Origin of the sequence: Clostridium sp. 1001283B150225_161107_B6 (assembly GCF_015556325.1) — a bacterium.
GTDB lineage: Bacteria > Bacillota > Clostridia > Lachnospirales > Lachnospiraceae > Enterocloster.
Window position 1 is genome coordinate 541,522 of record NZ_JADNMD010000003.1, and the last position, 15,567, is coordinate 557,088.

The 15,567-nt window shown below is 49.1% G+C and carries 14 protein-coding genes; 3 read left to right on the forward strand and 11 right to left on the reverse strand.

All coding sequences use genetic code 11. The features are described from left to right. The first annotated feature begins 98 nt into the window (after positions 1-98). Positions 99-848, forward strand: coding sequence for a phosphotransferase (locus tag I2H39_RS10995; protein WP_195626453.1), 750 nt, complete (start codon positions 99-101; stop codon positions 846-848). Positions 849-1,013: 165 nt separating this feature from the next. On the opposite strand, the gene I2H39_RS11000 is transcribed toward I2H39_RS10995, so the two are convergent. The 7 genes from I2H39_RS11000 to I2H39_RS11030 form a co-directional block, all read right to left on the reverse strand. After that, positions 1,014-3,386, reverse strand: a complete 2,373-nt coding sequence (locus tag I2H39_RS11000) for a HAMP domain-containing sensor histidine kinase (protein WP_138311703.1) — start codon at positions 3,384-3,386, stop codon at positions 1,014-1,016. A gap of 8 nt (positions 3,387-3,394) precedes the next feature. Then, on the reverse strand, positions 3,395-4,090 hold the full coding sequence (locus tag I2H39_RS11005; protein WP_138311712.1) for a response regulator transcription factor: 696 nt from the start codon (positions 4,088-4,090) through the stop codon (positions 3,395-3,397). A gap of 43 nt (positions 4,091-4,133) precedes the next feature. Beyond that, positions 4,134-5,735: a peptidoglycan-binding protein gene (locus I2H39_RS11010; RefSeq protein ID WP_138311702.1), complete on the reverse strand. Its 1,602-nt coding sequence runs from the start codon at positions 5,733-5,735 to the stop codon at positions 4,134-4,136. A gap of 227 nt (positions 5,736-5,962) precedes the next feature. After that, the gene (locus I2H39_RS11015; protein ID WP_138311701.1) at positions 5,963-6,631 is read right to left on the reverse strand and encodes a MerR family transcriptional regulator; all 669 of its coding nucleotides are present in this window, start codon (positions 6,629-6,631) and stop codon (positions 5,963-5,965) included. Between the two features lie 109 nt (positions 6,632-6,740). Continuing rightward, a complete protein-coding gene (gene dnaB, locus I2H39_RS11020; protein WP_138311700.1) occupies positions 6,741-8,096 on the reverse strand; it encodes a replicative DNA helicase in 1,356 nt (451 codons plus the stop codon). 70 nt (positions 8,097-8,166) lie between these two features. Continuing rightward, positions 8,167-8,613 carry a 50S ribosomal protein L9 gene (rplI, locus tag I2H39_RS11025; protein ID WP_138311699.1) on the reverse strand — a complete coding sequence of 149 codons (447 nt, stop codon included), beginning with the start codon at positions 8,611-8,613 and terminating at the stop codon, positions 8,167-8,169. 44 nt (positions 8,614-8,657) lie between these two features. Next, positions 8,658-10,706: a DHH family phosphoesterase gene (locus I2H39_RS11030; protein ID WP_138311698.1), complete on the reverse strand. Its 2,049-nt coding sequence runs from the start codon at positions 10,704-10,706 to the stop codon at positions 8,658-8,660. A gap of 255 nt (positions 10,707-10,961) precedes the next feature. Here I2H39_RS11030 and I2H39_RS11035 point away from each other — a divergent pair, with 255 nt between their 5' ends. Then, positions 10,962-11,306 carry a DUF4234 domain-containing protein gene (locus I2H39_RS11035; RefSeq protein WP_138311697.1) on the forward strand — a complete coding sequence of 115 codons (345 nt, stop codon included), beginning with the start codon at positions 10,962-10,964 and terminating at the stop codon, positions 11,304-11,306. Next, positions 11,299-11,694: a DUF2752 domain-containing protein gene (locus I2H39_RS11040; RefSeq protein WP_195626454.1), complete on the forward strand. Its 396-nt coding sequence runs from the start codon at positions 11,299-11,301 to the stop codon at positions 11,692-11,694. The genes I2H39_RS11035 and I2H39_RS11040 overlap by 8 nt, the downstream gene beginning before the upstream one ends. A gap of 15 nt (positions 11,695-11,709) precedes the next feature. On the opposite strand, the gene I2H39_RS11045 is transcribed toward I2H39_RS11040, so the two are convergent. Genes I2H39_RS11045 through I2H39_RS11060 form a run of 4 tightly spaced genes read right to left on the reverse strand, consistent with a single transcriptional unit; the run spans position 11,710 to position 15,566 of the window. Beyond that, positions 11,710-12,543, reverse strand: coding sequence for a carbohydrate ABC transporter permease (locus I2H39_RS11045; RefSeq protein WP_195626455.1), 834 nt, complete (start codon positions 12,541-12,543; stop codon positions 11,710-11,712). Next, complete coding sequence (locus I2H39_RS11050) at positions 12,540-13,433, reverse strand: sugar ABC transporter permease (RefSeq protein WP_195626456.1); 894 nt, start codon at positions 13,431-13,433, stop codon at positions 12,540-12,542. Before I2H39_RS11050 ends, I2H39_RS11045 begins: the two co-directional genes overlap by 4 nt. Positions 13,434-13,490: 57 nt before the next feature. Next, positions 13,491-14,813, reverse strand: coding sequence for an extracellular solute-binding protein (locus I2H39_RS11055; RefSeq protein ID WP_195626457.1), 1,323 nt, complete (start codon positions 14,811-14,813; stop codon positions 13,491-13,493). Between the two features lie 21 nt (positions 14,814-14,834). After that, positions 14,835-15,566, reverse strand: coding sequence for a 6-phosphogluconolactonase (locus I2H39_RS11060; protein WP_195626458.1), 732 nt, complete (start codon positions 15,564-15,566; stop codon positions 14,835-14,837). Position 15,567 lies beyond the last annotated feature (1 nt).

Genomic DNA, 15,567 nt, shown 5'->3' on the forward strand with positions numbered 1-15,567 from the left:
GGGTATGTACTTTTCAGTCATGTTGTAGTAGAATAAAGGCAGTGCGATGGATTACCTGTCGCAGCACCGTTTATAATGTGTGGAAGGAGAGTATAATTATGGCAAAACAATTAATTTCCAGTAGCGAAACAAAATCCGTTTACCGTGACGGAAGCACTGCCATCAAGGAATTCTGCGAAGGCTTCCCAAAAGCCGAGGTTCTGAATGAAGCCCTGTGCAACGCACGTGTGGAAACCATTGAGGCCCTGAATGTTCCTAAGGTTCTGGGGGTATCTGTAATCGATGGCAAATGGTCTATTACCAGGGAATTTGTGGAGGGCAAAACCCTTCAGCAGCTGATGGAAGAAAATCCTGATAAGACAGGGGAGTACCTGGAGCAGATGGTTGATTTACACCTGCTGATTTTTGCACAGGCCTGCCCGCTGTTAAACAAGCTGAAGGAAAAGACCATCCGCGCCCTTAAATCCGAAGAACAGCTGGATGAAAACCTGCGCTACGAGCTGCTTACAAGGCTGGACGGCATGCCAAAGCACACCAAGCTGTGCCACGGTGATTTCTGCCCATCCAACATCATTGTAGGCGACGACGGCAAGTGGTATCTGGTTGACTGGGTACATGCTTCCCAGGGCAACGCAAGTGCCGATGTGGCCAGAACGTATCTGCTCCTGAGCCTGAAGGATAAGAAGATAGCTGATATGTACATGGACCTGTTCTGTGAAAAAACGGGCACAGAAAAGCGTTATGTACAGGGCTGGCTTCCCATCGTGGCAGCTTCCCAGCTGGCTTACAAACGTCCCGAGGAAAAGGAACTGCTGGAAAGCTGGATTAACGTATTTGATTATCAGTAAAATCCGCCTGCACATGGAAAAAAGAGGCGCCGGAAGATATCTTCCGGCGTCCTTTTTCTTAAAATCATCATGGTCATAATAACCAACAAACACGGTTTATTCTGCAATATTTTCAAATATTTTACAATTTCTTCGTGAAATATTTATCAGAATTCTTCATTCAAATTATACTTCCTCTTCAAAATCAAACTCCTGGGACATGTCCTCTGTGTCCACGGACGGCTTCTCCGACTTGTATTCAGCCCTCTTGACCGGGAATGACACCACGGCCTTAAACAGGTCCCCGTCTATGATGACCTGGAATTCGCCGCCCTGAAGCTGGGTCAAATCCTTGGATATGGACAATCCCAGGCCGCTTCCCTCCGTGGCTCTGGACACATCCCCTCTGACAAAACGCTCGGTCAGCTCATCCGGGCTGATGTTCAGCGATGATTCAGAAACATTCTTAATGGTAAATATGGCCTTGCCGTCCTCGTCCAGCACATCCACATAGACCCGGCTGTGTTCCATGGCATATTTCACCGCATTGGTATAGAGGTTTTCCAGGACGCGCCACAGGCGGCGTCCGTCGGCCTGGATGATAAGCACCTCATCAGGTATGTTGGAAACCAGCTCCAGCCTGCGCAGGGCAAACCGCTCTTCAAATTCACCATTGGTCTGCTGCACCAGCTCCACCAGGTCAATATCCGATATATCCAGCTTCATATTGCCTGAGCTGGCCTTGGATGCCTCCACCAGGTCCTCTGTCAGGGTCTTTAACCGCTGGGACTTCTGGTCCAGCACTTCCAGGTAGGCCGCAATCTTGGGGTCCTGTATTTTCTCCCGCTTCAGCAGGTCCACGTAATTGATGATGGATGTGAGAGGAGTCTTAATGTCATGGGACACATTGGTTATCAGGCTCGCCTTCAGCCGCTCGCTCTTAACCTGCTCCTGGATTGCTGAATCCAAACCGCTGCTGATATTGTTGAGATGCTCTGCCATCTGCCGTTCCTTGCCGGACAGACGGGCAGTATCAATCTGATAGCTGGTATCCCCCTGGGAGATGCTGCTGACCGCCATGTCCAGAACATCCCTCTGCACTGACTTCTTAAACAGCAGGTGGTATATCCACCCATCCAAACCCAGATACAGAACCACAAATACGTAGAACATAATCTGGTAGCTCAGTTTATCGCCCTTATAGAAAAAGAGGAAAATCAATCCCCACAGCATGCCAGCGTTAAATCCCAGAAACAGCAGGTAGCAGAACCCGGTCCCCACTGCATAGCTGACCCTTCCCACATAGTCCCTGGATGCCTCCAGCGCCCTTTTTGCAAGGCTGTTGCTCCACAAGGTCCTGGCCTTATACCTGCGCAGCAAATCAAAACCGCACAATACAACGCTCCCGTACACAATGACCAGTTTAATCATCTTATTCCAGTAATTCCATTGTTCATTGGGAGCAAACAGGCTGAACAGGCGGATTCCCACATATCTTCCTATATGGATGAACACCGCTGTTGCAGCGGCCCACAAAATCAGACAGAGCTCCGTGTGTATCTCATCAATGGGGAACAGGCGTATCTCCGTGCTTCCGTCCGTGGTATGGCCTGACATAAGCATCAGCATAGCCAGTGTGACCACACATCCCAGGCTGCCCAGTATAACGCTGCCCATGCCCATGATGAACTCGTTTCTGGCCTCTTTATATGCCTTGGCCTCTATGGAGTATGCATCCGTGTTGGGATAGCTTGTATCCACGGACAGGACCATATAGTTCTTATCGTTCTTATAGGGATTCCATATCTCCAGGAGTGTGGCTGCATTGGCAGGAACCGTGGCCATATTGGTATCCATGCGGATGGTATTTCCCGGCACGTAGAGATACTTTCCCGTACCCACTATCTCCTCCATGGTCTTATCCGGCACATTGGTGGACACCTTGATATCACCCTTATCACTCTTGTACTCGATACGGAAGTTCAGGTTCGTGTCGTTTTCTATGTAATTATAATATATGGTATAATATTCACTCAGATGGACCAGTATGTCCAGGGCTAAATCCTCCATGGTCATCCGGGGCGCCTCGCCCGCATCCGCATCCACAAAATCCGGGTTATAGCTCTGGAAGTCAACGGTTATCTCTTCCTCGTCATCATCCATGGAAATGGGCGATCCGGCCAATTGGAAATTCTCATCCAGATAATAACCCCTGGTCTTGATATAGCGCACAATCCGGTCCAGGGTCCACTCCGTCCCCTGCTCCCCAGGGCCATTGCTGACCCTTACGATGACCTTATGCATATCCAGCTTACCGTTGGTCTCGAACATATCCTTATAACCCACATAGGTAAATATGCGGTCGATATCCTCTGTCAGCTGCTTGTCAAACTGGGGAGAATCCTCATATGCATCCTCGTATATCCACTTTACACCTTTTCCGTAATTGGAATTAAGGTACATGGCGCTGATTCCAAACACGGACATGGCCACAAAGATAATGTGGAACAGGGTCAGTATCTGTTTTCTCCGTCTGAATTTCCTCTTCTCATCTGTCATACAACCACCTACTGCTTTTCGATCTTATAGCCTACACCCCATACCACCTTCAGGTACTTTGGCTCCCTCGGGTTAATCTCTATCTTCTCACGGATATGGCGGATGTGTACTGCCACGGTATTATCCGCCCCAATGGCCTCCTCATTCCATATCTGCTCATAAATCTCATCAATGGAGAACACCTTGCCGGCATTCTTCACCAGCAGCAGCAGGATATTATACTCAATGGGCGTCAGCTTGATGGCATCGCCGTCCACGGTTACCTCTTTATTGTCATCATTAATCTGAAGTCCGCCGCACTTATAAATCTGTCCGTCCGCCTGCTGGTTCAGGTTCCCAAGCTGGGTATAACGGCGCAGCTGGGACTTGACCCTGGCCACCAGCTCCAGGGGATTAAAGGGCTTTGTGATATAATCGTCAGCCCCGATATTAAGTCCCAGAATCTTATCCGCATCCTCGGACTTTGCGGAGAGAATGATAATGGGGATACTGCTGTTCTCCCTGACCTTCAAGGTGGTGCGGATGCCGTCCAGTCCCGGCATCATCACATCCACAATGAGTAAATCCACTTCATTATTATCCAGATACTCCAGTGCCTCATAGCCGTCATAGGCTTTGATTACCTTAAATCCCTCCCCTGTCAGATAGATATCAATGGCCTCCACAATCTGCTTGTCATCATCACATACCAGTATGGTCTGCATCACCAAACGCCCTCCTTTTTATATTCCACTGCCATTATGTTTGTTAGAAAATCCTCCATGCACAGATGAAGTTGTTGGCCCACCACTGGCTCAGGCTTCTGTGCACCACCCGTCCGTTACTGGAAGAAGCGTCAATGACAGTGCCCCCTCCTGCCGCAATACCTACATGGCCCCTTACCACCACAATATCGCCGGCCTGGATGTCGTTAAAGTTTGTAATCTTTGTGTATCGGCCCACATTCCTCCAGCCGGAAGAAGTCAGGTAGCTCTGGTTCACGCCCACCTGGTTGAGACACCAGTATACAAAGCCGGAACAGTCAAACGCATTGGGTCCCTTAGCTCCCCATACATACGGCGACCCCAGTTTCGATGAGGCAACGGATATAAGGGCGGATGCGCCTCCGCTTGCCGGTATGCTCACAGGCGGCGTGGTATTGCCGGAAGGCTTGCCCGCATTGCCGGAACCGCCGTTGTTTCCGGCGTTTCCGCTGTTTCCGGAATTATTAGGCCTTGCGGTGGTGCCGGAACCGCTGGAATTTGCTGCCGGCCGCCTTACATTATCGCTGGTCAGCTTAGCCATGGTCTGTAGGCCCACCAGGCCGTCTGATGTCAGTCCGTTGCGGGACTGGAAGTTTCTGACTGCATTCTCCGTGGCCTCGCCGTAATAACCGGTCACATTGCCGGAAACAAGATATCCATGCTTGTTAAGAAGCTGCTGCACCTTGGTGACCGCATCGCCGCGCTCGCCCAGCATCAGGCCGTTGGCCCTGGCGTCAGGGCTGTTTAACGCAATCCTGGTGGATGGTCCCAGATAGCCGTCCACCACCTGGTCGTTCCTGGCCTGGAACTGCTTGACAGCCACAACCGTGTCCTCACCGTAAGCCCCGTCCGGAGTGGTGGTCAGATACCCCAGCTCCTTAAGGCGCTCCTGGCAGGCCAGGACCACATCGCTCTTCTCGCCGTAAGAGAGGAAGTTAGGTTTAATCTCATCACTGTACAGAAGGTTGATGGTCCTCTGGCCCACCTTTCCGTCCTGCTCCAGTCCGTTGACCTCCTGGAGCTTTAACACGGCTGCCTCTGTGGAGTCGCCGAAGTTGCCTGTAACCAAATCAGCCGTTGCCAGGTATCCCAGCTCATAGAGGCGGTGCTGGATACGTTCGATGTCATCGCCCTGGGTTCCCTTGGACACCGCATAGTACTTGGCGTCCGGGGACATGATGGCATCCCAGGTCACATTGCCCACGATACCGTCCGTAGGCAGCTCGTTCTGTCTCTGGAAATGCTTTACCGCCTGCTGGGTCATCTCACCGAAATAGTCCGTAGGCTCATCATTGTCCATAAATCCCAGGTCCATCAGGCGCTGCTGCAGTCTCTTGATGATTTCATGGCGCACCCCAATCCTCAGGTACTCAGGTGCCGGCTCCGCATCCGGCAGGTCAATGTCATTCAGTCCCGGCAGCACCTGTCCGTCCAGGCCCAGCTGGGCAATGGTCTCAGGTACGGCCTGTATAATATTGACCTCCGAAGGGGTGGCATCCCCCACCTCTGATGACGATTCCTTGGCGCAGCCCCCCAGTATAACGCTGAGGGTCAGCACACCCACGGCTGCTGTATATGTAACATATTTTCTGTATTTTGAATTCATGAAGAACATATCCTTCCTGCTTCTTCTTATGTCAAAAAGCTCAAATCAAATTCATTCTAACACATTTCTTAAGGAATAGCGATACAAAAATTAAGGTCGTAAGAAAATTGAAAGTACTATAAAATAACCCTTCCCAGTTTATAAAAAAAGGCAAAACAGCAGAAAAAGGCGCCTGCACCACGGTACCCACCCCTTGGTGCAGACGCCTTCTCCTGCTGTATCTGCATTTACTTTCCGTCCCTGAGCTTTTTTCCGCTCCGCCCGAATCTGCGCCGCTTAAAAAAGGGAACCTTGGCCGCTGCCGCCTCTGCCTGTCCGCCTTTCTGGTAGCTTCTCAATGTCTCGTCCAGCTGGCGGAAGCGTTCCTCCTCCTTCTGGTCCGAAGCCTGGAACAGGAATTCCAGTTCCTTGCCCATCTTCTCATTGACCAGACAGCTGATATCCTGGCTCAGCTTCTCATTGTTCACTTCCAGGGCACGTCCGATAATCAGGTTCATAATCTGCTGGAACTGTTCCATCTTTTCTTCCATGGCGACCACGGACACGCCGTCGCCCTTCACCGTACTGAGGGAGGTTCCGCTGTCCTCCTCCTTAAATTCCTTAAGAGCCGCATTCATGTCGCGCTCCAGGATTTCATCGGACAGCTCGCCCTGGGCCTTGCCGTCCTTTTTCAGGACCTGGTTCAGCGCATGCTTGATTGCCTTCAGCTGATACCCCTTCTCCTTCAGGTTCTTGACCTGCTTGAACAGGCGGATATGTAAATCCGTATAGTACCGGTGCCCCATCTCGTTACGGGGAATATCAAGTTCCAGCTCCTCTTCCCAGTACCTTAATACATGGGCCTCCACATCGACCTTTTTGGACGCGTCCGATATCAGATAATGTACTTCATCCATAGCCATTCTCTCCTTCACAAGTTAACAGGCATTTCCTGCCTTAGTATTAGTGTATGCATTGAGAATGGATATTATGACAGGCGGTGAAAATTTTATGTTCAAATACCCTCTAATCCTGTCCGCCGCCCTGAGGTCTGGCAGCGTTGACGAACTTGGTGTACTCCGGCTTCCATATCAATGTAACGGTTCCGATGGGGCCGTTACGCTGTTTGGCTATGATTACTTCCGCCTCGTTGGGATGCTCCGTATCCTTATTATAATAATCGTCACGGTACAGGAACATAACCACATCGGCATCCTGCTCAATGGCACCGGACTCACGAAGGTCGGAAAGCATGGGCCTGTGGTCCTGCCTGGTCTCACAGGCCCGTGAGAGCTGGGACAGGGCAATGACCGGGGCATGGAGTTCCCTGGCAAGGGCCTTCAGGGAACGGGAGATATCGGAAATCTCCTGCTGGCGGTTGTCGCCTCCGCCCTTCTTGCTGCCGCTCATGAGCTGCAGGTAGTCGATGATTACAACGCTGAGCCCGTACTCCAGCTTCATCTTCCTGCACTTGGAGCGAAGTTCTGATATGGAAATACCCGGGGTGTCATCGATTATCAGCTTGGAATTTCCTATAACGCCAATGCCCTCCACCACTGCGTCCCAGTCAGAATCCGTCAGGGAGCCGGTCCTCAGCTTCTGGGAATCCACATTGGACTCCATGGAAAGCATACGGTTCACCAGCTGCTCCTTGGACATCTCCAGGCTGAACACCATGCAGGGCAGGCTCTTGCGGACCGCCACAAAATCCACCACGTTCAAAACAAAGGCCGTCTTGCCCATGGAAGGGCGGGCTGCTATCAGAATGAAATCCGAAGGCTGGAAACCGGAAAGCTTATAATCCAAATCAATGAAGCCGGACGGAATACCTGTAACGGTTCCCTGGTTCTTATAGGCGTCTTCAATCTTCTCCAGCACGTTGATGGCTACCTGTTTGATGGGCACAAAATCCTGTCCCCCCCGGTTCTGCAGCAGGTTAAAGACAGATTTCTCCGTGTCTGCCAGTATGTTCTCCAGGGGCTCCTTTCCCGCGTAACAGGTATTGGCAATCTCCTCCGTGGTCTTAATCAGCCTGCGCAGCACTGCCTTCTCGCTTACAATGGTGGCATAGGACCTTACGTTGGCAGATGTAGGCACCATGGTCACGATATCCCGGACAAAATCCAGGCTGCTCACCTCGGGAGGCACATCCTTTTCCTTCAGACGGTCCTGGAGTGTTACCAGGTCCACGGGCTTGCCTTCATTAAACAGCTCCACCATGGCGTCGAACATAATGCCGTACTGCTGCTGGTAAAAATCACTTCCCGTAACAATCTCCGATGCGGCAATCACTGCCTCCCTGTCCATAAGCATGGAACCAATGACCGACTGTTCCGCCTCCAGACTATGGGGCAGCACCCGCTTAATCAGGGCTTCTTCCATATTCTCGTCTCCTGTATCTGAATCTATGAGACCCGCCTGATTAGGCGGGTCCTCTGTCTGCGCTATGATTTTATGCTTCCACTACCTTGACAGCCAATCTGGCCGTCACATCCTTATGAAGCTTAATCGGTACCTCAAAGCTGCCAATGGACTTGATGGGGTCATTCAGCACAATCTTTTTCTTGTCAATGTCAATTCCCAGCTGGTCCCCAATGGCTTTGCCGATTTCCTTGGAGGATACGGAGCCAAAGGCCCTTCCGCCCTCTCCTGCCTTGATGGTCAGTGTCACGGAGGAAGCGTCCAGCTTTGCTCCCAGCTCCCTGGCTGCTGCCAGCTGCTCTGCCGCAATCCTGTCATCGTTTGCCTTCTTAAGCTTTAAATCATTCAGATTCTTGGAATTAGCTTCCGCCCCAAGCTTCTTGGGCAGTATGAAGTTCCTGGCATAGCCGTCATTCACATTCACAATCTGACCTTTTTTTCCTAATGACTTTACGTCTTCCAGTAATACTACCTGCATGTCTCATACTTCCTTTCTGTTTCTGTGTCTGTCCGCATCCCTTATCAGGATACCTCGCCTTCCTCCAGCATCTGGCGGATAACGTCCTTCAGCCGCTCCTTTGCCTCTTCCACGGTCACGCCCTTCATCTGGGCGCCTGCTATGGTGCGGTGTCCACCGCCTCCCAGCTTCTCCATCATGACCTGGACATTGACCTCGTCAATGGACCTGGCGCTGAAATATATGGTTCCGTTATAATCCGTAAGCACTACCGAAGCCTTCATACCGCGGATTTCCAGAAGCTCGTTGGCTGCCTGGGCCCCGATAATGGTGGGACTCTCCAGTCCTTCGGCTGAGCATTCGCTGATGGCGAAAGCATCCATAAACACCTCGGCCTTTCTGACTGCGTCCGCCTTTGCCTGATAATCCTTCATATTCTCCCTGAAAAGCTTGCGCACCCTGGTTATGTCAGCGCCGCTTCTCCTCAGAAATGCCGCTGCCTCAAATGTCCTGACACCGGTCTGATTGGTAAAGTTCTGGGTGTCAATGACAATACCGGCATACATGGCGTCTGCCTCAGCAGATTTGATTTTAATACCGTCCGCAATATATTGCAATACCTCAGCCACCATTTCGCAGGTAGACGAGGCATATGGCTCTACATAGGAAAGCACTGCGTTATCTATGATTTCACTGCTGGTCCTGTGATGGTCTAAGACCACAATGGTCTTCACCATCTCCAGAAGGGCCGGTTCATCCGTAATGCTGGGCCGGTTCACATCCACGATGACCAGCATGGTTCCCTGGTCCACCAGCTCAGCTGCCCTGGGACCTGTGAGCAGCATGTCCTCAGGATATTCTGCATTTCCCATAAAGCGCTCCATCATAGGGCGCACTGACGAGGTCACTTCATTGACCACAATATTGGCCTTCTTGTTCATGGACATGGCAATGCGGTATATACCCACCGCTGCACCAAAGGAATCAATGTCCGCCAGACGGTGTCCCATAATAAGGAGCCGGTCCTTGTTCTCCATCAGCTCCCTGAGGGCATGGGCCTTTACCCTGGCCTTCACCCTGGTGGTCTTCTCCATCTGCTGGGCCTTGCCGCCGTAATACTGAATCTTATCCGAGTCCTTGACCACCGCCTGGTCACCGCCCCGTCCCAGGGCCATGTCAATGGAAGTCCTGGCATATTCATAATTCTGGCTGTAGCTGTCGCCGTTCATGCCGATACCGATACTTAAGGTCACGGACATGTCGTTGCCTATGTTCACTGTCTTTACATCCTCCAGGATGGAAAAACGTTCCTCCTGTATCCTGGCCATGTACTGCTGCTTGATGGCAAAGAAATACTTATCCTTCTCAATCTTCTTTACAATGCCGTTCATGCCGGAAATATATTTGCTTATCTTACGGTCTATGAGGGCGGTCAGAAGGGAGCGCCGGACTTCCTCCACGCTTTCCAGAGCCTCGTCATAGTTATCCAGGTAAATCAGTCCCGCCACCAGCTTCTGGTCGTTAATCTGCTGCATGTACTTAAGCGTCTGAGTCTCATCCAGCAGATAGATGGCCGTGACGGATGAGCCCTGGCCTTCCAGCCCTCCCGCAGTCACTGCCGCATCCAGGCTGTCCACCATGACCTGCTTTAAATCAATCCGGAACTTCCTATCTCCCAGGGAACTGTGAAGACTCACAACCTCCCCGCCGGTAGCCAGCATTTCCTTTGTAATCTCAGGAAACATGGCCGTAATATTCTTATATGAATTCTTGTCTTCTTCCAGGATTGCCGCAAACTCCCGGTTCATCCACAACAGATGTCCGGCGCCGTCTGCCACCGCATAGGGCATCAGCATCTCTTCCAGCAGGTTCTGCCTGCTCTGGTCATAAGCGGAAGAAAATGCAATAAGCCCGGCAAGTATGCCTCTTTTTCTTGAAAAATACAGCCAAAGGGCAATCCCTATATAGACAATGGTAAAGACCGATACTATAATGCCGGCTTTTATGGATACCGCTGCCACCACAGCAGTCAGTACGATTAAAAGGACCGACAAAAAGAGCGGCCACTGCAGGTAGACCTTGAAAATCCCCCGCGTCCTTCCTTTATCTTTCATAGTCTGCCTCCATTCGTATCCAGAAATCGGAATACGCCTATCTTAGTTAGTATAACATATCCGGCCTCATTCGTCCATAAAAATGAGATTTTGCCAGCAATGTGCCAGCAATTTCCCATGGAGCCCAAGGCATAACAAGCGTAAAAAGAAGGCAAAAAGATGAACATTGTAACGCTTTTTGTTGATAAAGAACCATGCCTATGATAGAATCTAAGCTGTATTACCTGACTATACCACACCAAGGAGGATATACGTATGAAACAGCGCAACATTGTAGTATGCATCTTGCTGAGCCTGGTTACCTGCGGGATTTACGGCATCTATTGGATGATTGTATTGAACGACGATACCAATGCGCTTTCCGGCAGGCAGGGTACAAGCGGTGGACTGGTTTTCCTGTTCTCACTGATTACCTGTGGGATTTACGCCCTTTACTGGATGTACCAGATGGGCAATGCAGTTGAGATACTCCATGACCAGCATGGTGAGCCAAGGGGAAGCGCACCGGTGGTCTATCTGCTTCTCAGCCTGTTCGGACTGGGCATCGTGGCTTACGCCCTGCTTCAGAATGAGCTGAACAAGTATCTCCCTAATGCGTAAACGTCTTCGGACATTATGCATAAAAACAGGCGGGCTCCTGGGAGCCGGCCTGTTTTATGCATTTATCTGTATTCTGGCCGGACATCCCCTGGTTCCCTGCCTGTTCCATACGGTCACCGGACTGTACTGTCCCGGCTGCGGCGTAAGCCGTATGTGCCTGTCCATTCTCAGTCTGGACTTTGCATCTGCTTTTAAGGCAAATGCTGCCGTCTTTCTCCTGCTTCCTCCGGGACTGGTCATGGCTCTCCGGATGGCTGTGCGGTATGTAAGGACCGGAAACACCCGCCCCACGCAGGTGCAGACCTGTGTGTTTTATGTGATGGTTGGGGTGCTGCTTGTGTTTGGGGTGGTGCGGAATCTTCCGGGGTTTGAGGGGCTGCGGCCTTAAACATCATGCTGCGGCTCATCCCTTTACAGCCCCCATGGCAATGCCGTCCACCAGTTGTTTCTGAAATATGATGAAAATGATTACAGGCGGTATGATAGTCATTGTTATGACTGCGCCCAGCACTCCAAAATTCCAGCTGTCACCCTTAAGCAGTGTCAAAGCTACTGCAATTGGCATTGCGCTGTCCTGGGTAGCCAGCGTCTTTCCCATGGTATACTCCCCCCATATATTATAAAAGGAAAATACCAGTACAATAACCATTCCGTTCTTAGCCAATGGAGCCATAACGTCTTTCCAAATCCGAAAAACACTGCAGCCGTCCATCCTGGCCGCCTCTTCCAGTTCAACAGGAAGTCCCAGAAAGATTCCCCGCATAATAAAAATTGAAAAAGGCAGCACATTCATTACATTGGGAAGCACTAATCCCATGGTCGTATTTAAGAGTCCTACATTATATTCCATGATATAAATTGGAATTAAAAGGGCTGCCAAAGGAAAGGTAATGACAAACAGTATAAAGGCCATCACCGCTCCGCTTCCTTTAAAAGGAAGTCTTGCAAAGGCATATCCGCTCATAGCGCTCAGGACAACAGTCAGGATTACCCCAACAAATGTAATCTTCAAACTATTTACGTAATATCCCAAATACTGTGAGCCGTGCTGGAAAACATATGAATAATTTTCCAGAGAAGGGCTGCCCGGAAAAAATGTCATGGTGGTAGATAAAATTTCCTTCTGGCTCTTAAAAGAATTAAAAACACTATAGAAAATAGGAATCACGAAAACTATTGCAATGAGGGTCAGCACTGCAAACATAATCAGCCTTGGTATATTTTTCATTGCCTTCATTCCTTTTCTCCTTTCGAAATCATCATATTAATCAGTGAAAACAGGAGAATCAATCCGCTGAGGACAAAAGCCATAGCCGACGCATAACCCATATCAAAATACTTAAATGCTGTATTATATATATACATATACAATGTCCTGGTGGCATTGCCCGGACCTCCTCCGGTCATAACCATGGGTTCCACAAAAACCTTCAATGCGGTAACGATTCCCCATATACCAGTAATGACAAAGCTTTCCCTCAAATTTGGCAGAACAATATAAAAAATCTTCTTTAAACCGGTAGCGCCGTCAACCACTGCCGCCTCCAGTATGTCTGTGGATATGGACTGAAGTCCGGCCAAAAATAAAATAGTAATAAATCCTATATTGTACCATAGATTAGCTGCAATAGTAGTGCCCATGGCTGTATCCCTGGAGGTCAGCCAGGCTCGGGTGAACTGAGGCAGTCCAATTTTCACCAGAAAGTAATTGATATATCCGAAATTTTCACTGAACAGCCAGCCAAATATGATACATGCCAGCGATGCAGGAACTACAATAGGCGTAAATACTGCTGTCCTGAAAATACCCGTTCCTTTTTTACAGAAGAAAATTAGCAATGCTATAATCAGCGACAATACCATCAGCAGAATAAAATCCAAAGAAGCAAATACAGCTGTGTTCTTCATTGATACAATGAAATCAGGGTCAGAAAACAGTGACACATAATTCTTAATTCCTACAAAAGAGGGAGTCAAATCATACATAAAGTCATATTCAGACATGCTGAGATACGCTGTATAGCACAGGGGATATGCAACAAATACAGCTATAATCAAAAAACTGGGCAGGACAAACAATATACCCCAAAATGCCTTTTGTTTCTTTGCGTTCCACGTCCTCTTCATTTTCTGCCTCCTTGCCAAGAAAGGTGCTACACATGATTTGCATAGCACCTTTGCAAATTACTTATCCAACTTATTTACCATATTTTGAAGCTCCTCAGCAGTGGTATTCACATCTGTCCCATCCACAAGGCTGGCCTGGAAAATCTCCTGGCACTTTATTACAAATTCTCCCAAATCTTTGTAAGGAGGATAGGTAACTGCCTTTTCAATGGACCCTTTTATATTCTGCCAGTTAGGCGATTCCGTCTTGTTATAATACTCTGTGATAACAGGAATCTTACCATACTGATTCACTGTACTGGTCTGTGTATATTCGCCCAGCAGCTGTTCCTGGACAAACTGCACTGCCAAATCAGCACTTGGAGAACACTTGGGAATAATAACCCCATTTACATAGCCAACCGAACCATTTTCTTCTCCGCCCGGTATAGGAACAACCGATGCATTTTCCTCTCCAATCGTGGGAATCGCCTCTACCCAGTTGGAACCTGACTGCAGAAGCATGGCAACCTTACCCGCTTTGTAACTGTTCTTACCCGCATCATAGTCAGCAAATGTCTCCGTGGAGAATACCCCCTCCTTAACTCCTTTCTGCCAGATTGCCAGTATATCCTTAAATTCCTGGGACTGGAAGTTAACCGTAATGCCGTCATCCTGATACAGACCCCCGCAGGATGCCTGAAGAATTCCTAGTACAGTTCCATGTATATCCTTACTCCACTGAATAGTACATCCCTGCTGCGTGACAACACCATTCTCTATCTTTGTCAGCTTCTTTGCAAATTCATATACATCGTCCCATGTCTCCGGTGCCAGAACCTCTCCGTTTTCATCCACAAGACCTGCATCTTTAAACATCGCCTTATTTATGTTAATCGCCGTCACTTCCTGTATAACAGGTATTACATACTGCTTATCATGGAGTTTTGCCATCTCCAGGGCCGCCGGAATGAATTTATCCCTGGAATATGCATCAAAAAACTTAAGGTCCTGGTCAAAGTCATATATAAGGTCCTTAGTAACAAACTGTTCCGCAAAGGAAGCACCGTCTATGACCACAAGGTCACATGGAGTATCTCCTTTTTGCCAATTAATACTGTAATTGGATACAACAGTAGGGTCTGCATACGTCTGTACCTCAACGGTCACGTCCGGATGGTCTTTCATAAATGCCTCAGCTGCTTCATTCAGAAAGAGTTTTGTGACCTGCCAGGACTCACCTGCTATACGCAGCGTGCGCTTTCCACCACTTTCCTGCACCGTGGTTCCTGCCGGGGCAGCGGATTCTGCTTCCTTCGATGCCTTGGAAGCCGCAGAAGAACACGCACCCAGATTAACAGCCAGAACGCCTGCCAATAGAACAGATATTATTTTTTTCATTTCAATTCTCCTCCCTCTGCACTAACTATCAATAAGCGATGATGATTCTTTATCCAAAAACAAATGCCAGTCCTTGTGTGTCCTGAGCAAAGTAGCCGGAACCATGTTGGTAACCTCCTCCGACTTTAGTGTATTCCTGACAGCCTCCGCCTTTCGGGCCCCTGGTACACTGGATATAATTGTCTCACACTGCATGATTTGATAAGGAGTCATAGATACTGCTTTGAATGGGACATCATCAAGTGTCTGAAACCATCCTTCATTCAACTGCTGTTTTCTGCAACGTTCCTCCAGGGATACGATTCTGTATGCTTCCTGTGTCTCAAAATCAGCCGGAGGGTCATTAAATGCAATATGGCCATTTTCACCAATGCCAATAACGCCTATATCAATGATGTCCTTACGAATCTCTTTGGTCAGTTCCTTCAGATTCTCATCCACTTCCCCTTCCGTATTCACAAAATGCACCTTGACCGGTACCTTGCTGGTAAAACGCTCTTTCAAATAGCGCCTGAAGCTTGCCTTATGTGTTTCCGGCAATTCCAGATACTCATCCAAATGGAACATGGTGACCCTTTCCCAGTCAATGTCCTTCTCCACCAAATACTTAAGTGTCTCAAACTGTGATGCACCTGTGGATAAAATAATTCTTGCCTGACCCTTTCTTTCTATGGCTTCATTTAACTTTTCGGCAATTAATTCAGCTGCCTTCTCTCCCAATTCCTCGGAATTGTCAAGAATATATACTGCCATC